Source organism: Syntrophus sp. (in: bacteria), assembly GCF_040768185.1.
Classification (GTDB): Bacteria; Desulfobacterota; Syntrophia; order Syntrophales; family Syntrophaceae; genus Syntrophus; species Syntrophus buswellii.
The window spans coordinates 175,384-184,545 of record NZ_JAXGNC010000005.1; the positions used below are offsets into that span (position 1 = coordinate 175,384).

Genomic DNA, 9,162 nt, shown 5'->3' on the forward strand with positions numbered 1-9,162 from the left:
CCCTCCTGGAAGTTATCCGTTTTTTTCAGCATCCCGTTTTCCGCTTCCGCCACAGTTTCGCATGCCTTGGGAACTGCACCCAGCTTATAATCCCAGCGTCCGGGCGATAATGACCTTCATGATCTCATTGGAACCGGCGTAAATCCTCATGATCCGGACATCCCGCCAGGCCCGGGCGATGGGATACTCTTCGCAGTACCCGTATCCTCCGTGAAGCTGCAGGCAGCGGTCGGCCACCCGGCCGGCCATGTCGGTGATCCAGTACTTCGCCATGGACACCTCCCGGGTGAGATCCCTGCCCTCCATGTGCTCAACGATCATCTTGTCGATGAACGTCCGCCCAAGCTCAATTTCCGTCGCCATCTCGGCAAATTCGAACTGGGAATTCTGAAACCGGGAGATGGGCCTCCCGAAAACCGTCCGCTCCCGGCAGTAGGCAATGGTGTTCTCCAGCAGAAATTCCGCAATCACCTGCGCCCCGATCGCCACGACAAGGCGCTCCTGCTGCAGCATCTCCATCATTTTCCGGAATCCCGTTCCCTTCTCCCCCAAGCGGTTCGACCTGGGAATCCGGCAATCGGAAAAAAAGAGCTCCGCCGTGTCCTGGCTGTGCCAGCCGATTTTTTTCAGATTGCGCCCTTTTTCAAATCCCGGCGTTCCCGCTTCCACAAGAAAGAGATCAAGCGCCCTGTGCGGGTCCACCACCGCCGGATCTCTGGCCACCAGGACGATGAGGTCACAATTGATCCCGTTGCTGATGAACGTTTTCTGCCCGTTGATCACGAACTCGTCCCCGTCTTCCACGGCGGTGGTGCGTATAGCCGCCAGATCGCTGCCCGTGTTGGGTTCCGTCATGCCGATGGCCGTAATGATGTCGCCGGAGATGCAGCCGGGAAGGTAGCGGTGCTTCTGCTCCTCTGAACCGTATTCGATCAGATAGGGAAGCACGACGGTGTTGTGCAGCCGGGCCGCGAGCCCCGTGAAATTGGTCCGGGCCAGTTCCTCGATGACGATGACCTCATAAAGAAAATCAGCAGCCGGTCCTCCGTAGTCCTCGGGAACGCTCATCCCGAGGTACCCCTGTGCACCCATCTTCTTCCAGACGTCCCGGGGAACGATCCCCGCCTCTTCCCACTCCTCGATGTGGGGGATGACTTCCCTTGTCAGAAATTTCTTCACCGCATCCCGAAAGATCCTATGTTCCTGTGTGTACTGGATGATATCCATCATCAGGCTCCTTTTTACACCACGTCCTCTTTCTTCGGCTAACCGCATCGGCCGATTCGTCGGCTCCTCAACTCGCCGTTTATTGGCCCTGCTTGGCCGCCTCCTTACCGCCCTGTCCTTTATCGATCTGAAGAGTCTTGGAACAACCCCGCGGGTTTTACTTGATTATACAATATGTTCCCAAAGATCCCATCCCCTGCCTGTTCATAGCTTATAGAGCACATGTCAAAAATGTGTCAACAAGAAAGCCTCCCATTGCGGATTCTTTGCAAGAGCGGGAAACCAGATCGACGATCATGATGCCGCGGGATTAAATGTTTGCATAAATAGAGGAACTGGTTTATGAAATTACGAAATTTTTATATCCAGCCTGGAGGTAAGCGAATGAAGCACTTTGGATTGATTCTGTCCCTGTTCCTGATCTGCCTTTTTTCCGGCAGCTGTCTGTCACTGGCTGCAGACGGTTCCAACGTACCGCTGAAGATCGGAGTTGTCGACTATCAGAAGATCATGCGAACGGCAAAAGCCACGAAAAGCGCCCAGGAAGTCTTTGAAAAGGAATTGCAGACAGCCAAGGATACCCTTGCCGCCAAAGAGAAGGAAGTCCAGGCCATGGAAGAGGATCTGAAGAAGCAGTCACCAAAACTTCCCGTCAAGAAACGCAAGGAAAAAGAGGAAGAGATTGCCAAGGCGGCCAGTGACCTCAAACGGCTGGACAGCGAAAAGGGAGAGGAGTTTCGCCAGAAGGCCGCTGAAATCAATCAGAAGATCCTGGGAGAAATCCGGGAAGTCGTCGATCAAATTCGCCAGCAGGAGCAGTACACGCTGATCTTAGAAAAGAACACCCTGGTATCGTACGACCAAGCCATCGATATCACAGACAAGGCCATCCAATTTTACGACACGAAAAAGAAGTAACGCTTTCTCCCAGAAACGACTCACTTCCAACATCCATCCCGATGCACGGGGGGTAGGCAAGCCTCCGTTTCCCCCGTGTCGGATCGCCAGAATAGTTTTGATGATCAGCCTTACGGATAGATACCCTTCCCGTTCAACAGGACTTTGCCTGGAGCACTGGACACCACCACATCCAAGTCCGCAGGGCCTCTAAGATTCGCTGAAACGCCATTCACCAGGGAGGACGCCTTCAAGGTCAGCAAGCCGCTCGCATTCACATATGGACGCGCCGCCGTACCGATGGTTGAGCCACTCAGGGTCGCATTTCCGGCGGTCAGTGTATAGGCGCCGTTAATGGCTCCCGATCCGGCATTAAGAGTCACACGATTGGTTCCGGCATTCAGACTTCCCAAAAGGGTGAGACTTCCATGTGAGGTGACCGTCACCGCACCGGAAAGAGTGGAGCCACCAAGGTTCAGATCATCGGCATCCACAAGGGTCAGCTTTTTGCCAGCCTTCACAATGACCTTGGAAAAATCGTTTGTCGACGTATTCAATACAATATCATGGGTCCCGGCGTTCAGCGTTGTTGTCCCCGACACCGAAATCCTGCCGCTGTCCGTGATGTCGCCTCCCGCGCGAACGCTCAGGGCGCCGCTCGCCGTCGTCGTCGTCAGGTTGATTCCCGTCGAATCGACCAGCGTCACGTTCCGACCGATGGCGGACACCGTGCCGTAATCGCTCTTCCCATAATTCAGGACAATGTCGCTCTCACCCGAATTCAGCGTCGTCTTATCAGATACCGAAACCTTCCCGCTGTCCGTGATGTCGCCTCCCGCGCGAACGCTCAGGGTACCGCTCGCCGTCGTCGTCGACAAGTTGATCCCCGTCGAATCGACCAGCGTCACGTTCCGACCGGTTGCGGACACCGTTTCGAAGTCGTTGCCCGAGGCCGTCAGATCGATGTCGTTCGTTCCGGCTGCGAGGCTTGCCTTTCCCGTTACGATGAAAGAACCGCCATTCTGCGTTACGCCACTGCCTGCCGTCAACCCAGCATTGCTCACACTGAGGGTCGCTGCGTTAATCCCGCTGAGGGTAATATCTCCGCTTTCCGTATAGGTTTTTCCGCTGCCATTCCGCAGCGAGACCGTCACGGCACCCGTCCCCGCATCGATCAAGGTTCCGGGGGCCTGGAAAATCACGGCAGGACCCTCCTCCCGATCGGCATCCACCACTCCGTTGGCAGTGGTGTCGTTTGCCACCAGGTTCAGATTTGAACTGTCCGTGGTGATATCTCCATTGAGAATTACGCTTCTTCCTGCCGCCAACGTCAGATCGCCCCCGTTTCCGGAAGGATTGTTCACGGTGATGGATGAGTTCAACGTGATATCGTTGCTCGCCTGGAGGGTCAGGTTGCTGCCCCCGCCGAGCCAGGTGGCGACGTCATCAGCCGGCAGATTAACACTTGCACCGCTGGAATCCCCAAAGGCATATTTCGAAAACAGGTAAACTGCGCCGCTGTCGGTTTCGCTTTCATCGGCACCGTCATTACCCCAGGCACCAACGGCAATCAGATTTCCTGCGCCATTGAGCGAAACCGAACGGCCGAAGCAATCTCCATCTTCCAGAATTCCTACGTCCGAATCCTTACCGCCCGAATACCCCTTTCCCATAATCCCCTGAAGGCTGCCGCCACTGAAATCCGTGGCCGAAAAACTGAACAGGTAAACCGCTCCGCTGTCTTCTGAAGTATTTTCAAAGCCATCATCCCAATCGGCTCCAACAGCCAGGCGGTTGCCGGTATTATTGAGCGATACTGAAACGCCAAAATTATCGTAATTCTCCAGATCGGCAACATCCACATCCTTGTCACCCCCGTACCCCCTGCCGATGATCCCCTGAAGGCTGCCGCCGCTGAAATCCGTGTCCGAAAAACTGAACAGGTAAGCCGCTCCGCCGTCCTCCGTGTCGTCTTCTGCTCCATCGTCTCCCTCAGCTCCTACAGCCAGGCGGTCTCCCGATCCGTTCAACGACGCAGAAATGCCGAAGCTGTCTCCACTTGCCAGGCGCGTAACATCCACATCCCTGTCACCCCCGTACCCCTTGCCGATGATCCCCTGAAGGCTGCCGCTGCTGAAATCCGTGTCCAAAAAGCTGAACAGGTAAACTGCTCCGCTGTCTTCCGTGCTCTCGTCAGCCCCGTCATCTCCATACGCCCCGACAGCCAGGCGGTTGCCTGATTTATTCAGCGATGCCGAAATGCCGAAACTGTCTCCACTTGCCAGATGGGCAACATCCACATCCCTGTCGCCCGCGTACCCTTTGCCGATGATCCCCTGAAGGCTGCCGTCGCTGAAATCCCTATCCAAAAAATTGAAGAGATAAACCGCTCCGCTGTCCAACGTGCCATTATCAGCTCCATCATCGCCATAAGCCCCGACAGCCAGGCGGTTGCCTGATCCGTTCAACGATAACGAACGGCCGAAGAAGTCTTCGGCCTCCAGACTGGAGACGTTGACATTCTTACCCCCTGCATAGCCTTTCCCGATAATCCCCTGAAGACTTCCTCCGCTGAAATTTGTATCCGAAAAGCTGAAGAGGTGAACGGCGCCACTCGCGGCAACACTATTGTCCTGTCCGTTATCCCAGTCCGCTCCGACAGCAAGGCGGTCACCGTCATCATTCAGCGATACCGAAACGCCGAAGGAGTCATCCGCCTCCAGGCTGTTGACATCGACATCTTTATTTTCCCCATAACCCAGTCCCAAGATCCCCTGATACGTCCAGTTGGAAAGCTCATCGCTGCCCCCGATGACGATGTTCTTCGGATCCAGAAGGAGTTCACCGCCCCTGCCGGTATCGATCTTGAGAATATCCGCCCGGCGCAGCCGTTCCGCCGAGGAAACCTCCACGTACCCCCCTGAAGCCTGGCCACCGGCGGAAATCCGTCCCAGCATGGTCGTCTCCTTATTCGACCAGACCACCGCCGTCCCACCGGCACTGCCGGTGTGGTCCGCAGAAACGTCGATAGAGGCTGTGTCGTTGACAAACACGTTCTCCGCGTTGGATAGTGTTTCAAGATTCCCCCATCTCTCCAGGAAACCTTCGTTGTATGCCCGTGAGGGGTCCGAATCTTTTCCTCCCTGGAAGGCCCCGCCTATCCGCACAAGACCGCCCCGATTCCCTCCGGAGGCATCCACGACTGCCGAAAACAGGCGCACGGAGCTTCCAGAGAGATCAATCCGCCCCCCCGGACCGGTTGCAGCGGAAGCCCGATAGGTTCCGGAACTCAGAAGTCCCCCCTGGGCTTCCAGCCGGATCGACCCGCCGCCTGTTGCCCCGGAAACATCTGCAACACTTGTGGAGGTTGCCAATGTCCGACCGCTGCTGGAGCAGTTCACCTGCCCGCCTGTTCCCTCAAAGCCCCGAGCCTGCAGCTGATCCGCCAGGGACAAAGTACCGGAAGAATGGACCGAAATGTTACCCCCCTGAGTCCTGCCGTCAGCGGATATCGTCCCCCCCAGGGAAACAAAGCCGCCATCGATCCGAATGGTCCCGCCCTGCTTGCCTGAGGCATCTAACAAGCCCGTGCTGGTCACTTCATCGCCGGCTAGGACAATCTCGCCGTTTCTCTCCTCGATGGACCGGGCTTTCATCACCCCTGTGTTGTTCACCACGCTCCGGAGGACATCGGAGACTCCCCGCGCAGTCAGGAGGACGGAATTTCCCGAGAGGGTTCCCGAATTGCGGATCTCTGCAGCCGTCTTTCCCGGGTCCACCACAAAGCCGACAAGATCGTTTCCTGCAAAATGAACGAGCACCTGATCCCCTGAAGCCAGGGCGGCCGTTCCCTGAGACGCCTGAATCGTCCCCTCGTTCGCGACCGAGGGTGACAACAGGGCGACGTACCCCCCTTGAATTTTTCCCTGATTGAGGATGCCCCCCAGGGAGGCAGAACTCTGGAAACTGTAATTGCCGCCTAAAAAGTCCCTGTCGGCGAGATTCAGAGTCGAAGCGAGAAACCCCCCGACGCTGATTTTAGCATGAGGCCCCACGAGCACGCCATTTGGATTGATCAGCCAGACCTGGCCATTGGCTGAAAGGGATCCGCAGAGTCTCGAAGGATCGGAACCTGTCACTCTGTTTAGAGAAATGGCGGAGGAGGAGGGTTGGATATAGCGCACAGCTTCCCCCTTGTCGATGCTGTAACTTTTCCAGTTCAGGATTGATTTTTTTGTAGATTGTGTAATTTCAAGTGTTCTGGCATTGGGACGCGAAAAGGTGGAACTGCCCGCTTTCAGCTCGCCCCCCCTGGGCAGTGCGTAAGCCGAACCCGTCAACAGAGTTGCAGCCATCGTCAAGGCACTGAGGCCCAGGACCCCCTTCTTGCCCGTTTCCCGAATCGCATCCCGTAATTGTTGCGCGGCGTCCAGTGCCACCGTGAGGCTTCGTTGAATCCTTGTCTTCCTCTGCCTTCCTAAAGCCTGCTTCGCTCGCGTCATTTTGCCCCTCCACGTAACGTTATAGGTGATCTGAAGAGTGGAGTACGCAATAATGGTTCAATTTCATTGACTTATAGTGAACTATATAACCTTTGACCGCTCTTTATCACGTTGTTCACCGTATTCACGGAGGGTTCCCAGACGCAGATCCATCCGTTTTTTCGACTTATTCTCCAGAAGGGGAAATTTCAGAAGTTCCATGCCGCGGATACATATATTTCGGCATGTCTTGCGTTGAACCGATCCTTCTTCCTGGGCACGGCCCAATCCAGGCGGACGGCAAAGGAGTTTCCTGGAGACAACCTCACTCCGGATCCCAGGCTGGAGAGATAGTCATCCCGACTTTCCCCGGGCTCCGGGTCATTCAGGAATACCCCTCCATGATCGCCGAAAAAAGCCAGTTTGAACATGTCTCCGATCCTCCGGCCGAAGATGCTTTTTTCAGGGAAAAAAGGCGAGGTCTGCAGCTCCGCCGATACAAAATAGCCGCTGTCCCCGTTGCAGCAGGATGCGTCGAAGCCCCGGACCGATCCCATACCACCCAGGGAAAACTGCTCAACCACGAACAGGCGGTCCGCTGAAAGCTGGCCCTCCCCCCTCAGGATCAGAAAACTGTTGCCCGGAAGCATCTGGATTCGGGAAACATCCAGGTTATATTTGGAAAAGGAGCCGTCGGCGCCCTTGCGGCTCACGCCGGGATCGCTGCGGCCCGAACCGTCGAAGAGATCCCGGACGCCCCGGTGGGCTGTAAAAGCCAGGTTCGTTCGGCCCCGGTAATCATCAACAAAATCGTAGGAAACCCCCAGGGAGAAGACCCGGATCCGGTCCCGGCTCCAGGTTTCATCAAGGATATAATCTGTTAAATTCTTATAGTCGAAGCCGAACTTCACATCGAGACGCTGGGTCAGCCGCCGGTAAAGCGGGTGCGTCACATAGAGGCCCAGCAGATCGGATTTTCCGTTGATGTCGAGCGCCCCCAGCTCCTCGCCGGATTCGTAACGGCTGTTGGTATAGTAGAAGCCGACTTTTGTGCCATCATAACCCAGGGGAATGAGGTAATCGATCCTCCCGTAGGACAGCCGCTCCAGATCCAACTGATCGAGGCCGGTCACTCCCCGCAGGGTGAGCTGATCCCCCGTCAGCAGAAGACTGCCCGTTTCCAGCATCAACCCGGCCCGGCTCCGGCTGGAGGATTTCGAACCGAAGTTGTCGTAGGAGAGGCTCCCGGAAAAGGGGGACCGCTCCTCCGCCCGAATCACAAGGTCCGTCGTTCCAGGAGCTTGCCCCGCCTGCAGCAGGGCGTTGACCGAGAGATAGGGATACTCGTTCAAAATCAGAAGGGAGCGCTCCAGGACCGATTCACGGAGGGAAGAATCTCTGCCCAGACGGGCAAGGTGCCTCTCGATAAAGGTGCTGCTGTATCGCCGATTACCGGTGACGGTCACCTTGTCCAGCCGCCCCTCCACCACTTGAATGAGGATTTCGCCGTCCCGAACCGTCTGGGCAGGAACATGGGCATTGACAAGGAGATAGCCCAACTCCCGGTAGCGGGCGGTGATCCTGTCTGCAGCCCCCTGGATCTCCTCCAGAGAAAGCTCCTTCTCCTCCCAGGGAGACACGAGAGATTTGATCTCTTCGGAGGAAAGGATCGTAAAACCCTCCACACGAAAGGCCTTTATCCGGATTTTCGGGGATGGTAAGGGCGTCTCCGCCTTTTGTTCCCGTTCCGCTTCGATTCTGGGGATTTTTTTCGCCTCCCTGGGCCGTTCCGCGCCCCGCTCCAGAGATTTCAAGACATCTCCACTGCGCTCCTGGGCCGGCAATGGCACGGAAGTCACCAAGATTACCAGGAAAGCGGCCAGGACCGAGGCGAAAAGATTATGAGGAGTCAAATGCAAAGGCATTCCTTGATAAACTGATTTTTGATTCACTTAGCAACAAACAGACCGCCTTCCCCCGCAAGAGCACTCCTAAAAGGGAAAGGCGGTCTGTCTTGAATCTTTTCGTTCGGAGACTTTAGGGGTAAATAACGGTCCCATTCAGCAAGACTTTGCCCGGCGCACTAGTCACCGTCACATCCAAGTCCGTCGGCCCCAGGAGATTCGCAGAAATGCCGTTTACGGCTGAGGTTGCCGTCAGCGTCAATGTTCCGCTTGCGTTGATGGTGGGGTGAGCTGCCGTACCGATTGTGCTGCCGATGAGGGTCACATCTCCGGCCGTCACCGTATACGCACCATCGATTGCCCCTGTCCCTGCATTAAGTGTAACCTTGTTGGCTCCGGCATTCAGATTACCCAGCAGGGTCAGTGTTCCGTGGGAGACAATGCTTGCGGTCCCGGACAGATTAGAAACGCCGACCTTCAGGGCATTGGCATCCACCAAAGTAAATTTCCGGCCGGCGGTCACTGCAACCTTTGAGAAATCATTGGTTAATGTGTTCAACACAATATCGCTTGTTCCGGAATTCAGGGTCGTTGTCCCCGTTACCCTGACCTTACCGCTGTCCGTGATGTTCCCTGTGGTTTTCAGCTTCAAA

4 protein-coding genes and 1 pseudogene are annotated in these 9,162 nt (G+C 56.0%); 1 reads left to right on the forward strand and 4 read right to left on the reverse strand.

From position 1 onward, the window contains the following. Positions 1-84: 84 nt before the first annotated feature. Positions 85-1,227: an acyl-CoA dehydrogenase family protein gene (locus AB3175_RS07435; RefSeq protein WP_367360319.1), complete on the reverse strand. Its 1,143-nt coding sequence runs from the start codon at positions 1,225-1,227 to the stop codon at positions 85-87. A gap of 384 nt (positions 1,228-1,611) precedes the next feature. Between AB3175_RS07435 and AB3175_RS07440 the strand changes: the two genes are divergently transcribed. After that, positions 1,612-2,145, forward strand: a complete 534-nt coding sequence (locus AB3175_RS07440; protein ID WP_367360312.1) for an OmpH family outer membrane protein — start codon at positions 1,612-1,614, stop codon at positions 2,143-2,145. Between the two features lie 110 nt (positions 2,146-2,255). Here the strand turns inward: AB3175_RS07440 and AB3175_RS07445 are convergent, their stop codons facing one another. The 3 genes and pseudogenes from AB3175_RS07445 to AB3175_RS07455 all read right to left on the reverse strand — a co-directional run. Further along, positions 2,256-6,626 (reverse strand): filamentous hemagglutinin N-terminal domain-containing protein, encoded by a 4,371-nt coding sequence (locus tag AB3175_RS07445; RefSeq protein WP_367360313.1) that lies wholly within the window; start codon positions 6,624-6,626, stop codon positions 2,256-2,258. A 188-nt stretch (positions 6,627-6,814) separates the two neighbouring features. Further along, a complete protein-coding gene (locus AB3175_RS07450; protein ID WP_367360314.1) occupies positions 6,815-8,518 on the reverse strand; it encodes a ShlB/FhaC/HecB family hemolysin secretion/activation protein in 1,704 nt (567 codons plus the stop codon). A gap of 124 nt (positions 8,519-8,642) precedes the next feature. Beyond that, positions 8,643-9,162, reverse strand: a pseudogene (locus AB3175_RS07455) (hypothetical protein); the annotation flags it as partial.

Bases quoted from the DNA above. Each gene is read 5' to 3' on its own strand.
- AB3175_RS07435 (WP_367360319.1), bottom strand. From the start codon at position 1,227: ATGGATATCATCCAGTACACACAGGAACATAGGATCTTTCGGGATGCG.
- AB3175_RS07440 (WP_367360312.1), top strand. From the start codon at position 1,612: ATGAAGCACTTTGGATTGATTCTGTCCCTGTTCCTGATCTGCCTTTTT.
- AB3175_RS07445 (WP_367360313.1), bottom strand. From the start codon at position 6,626: ATGACGCGAGCGAAGCAGGCTTTAGGAAGGCAGAGGAAGACAAGGATT.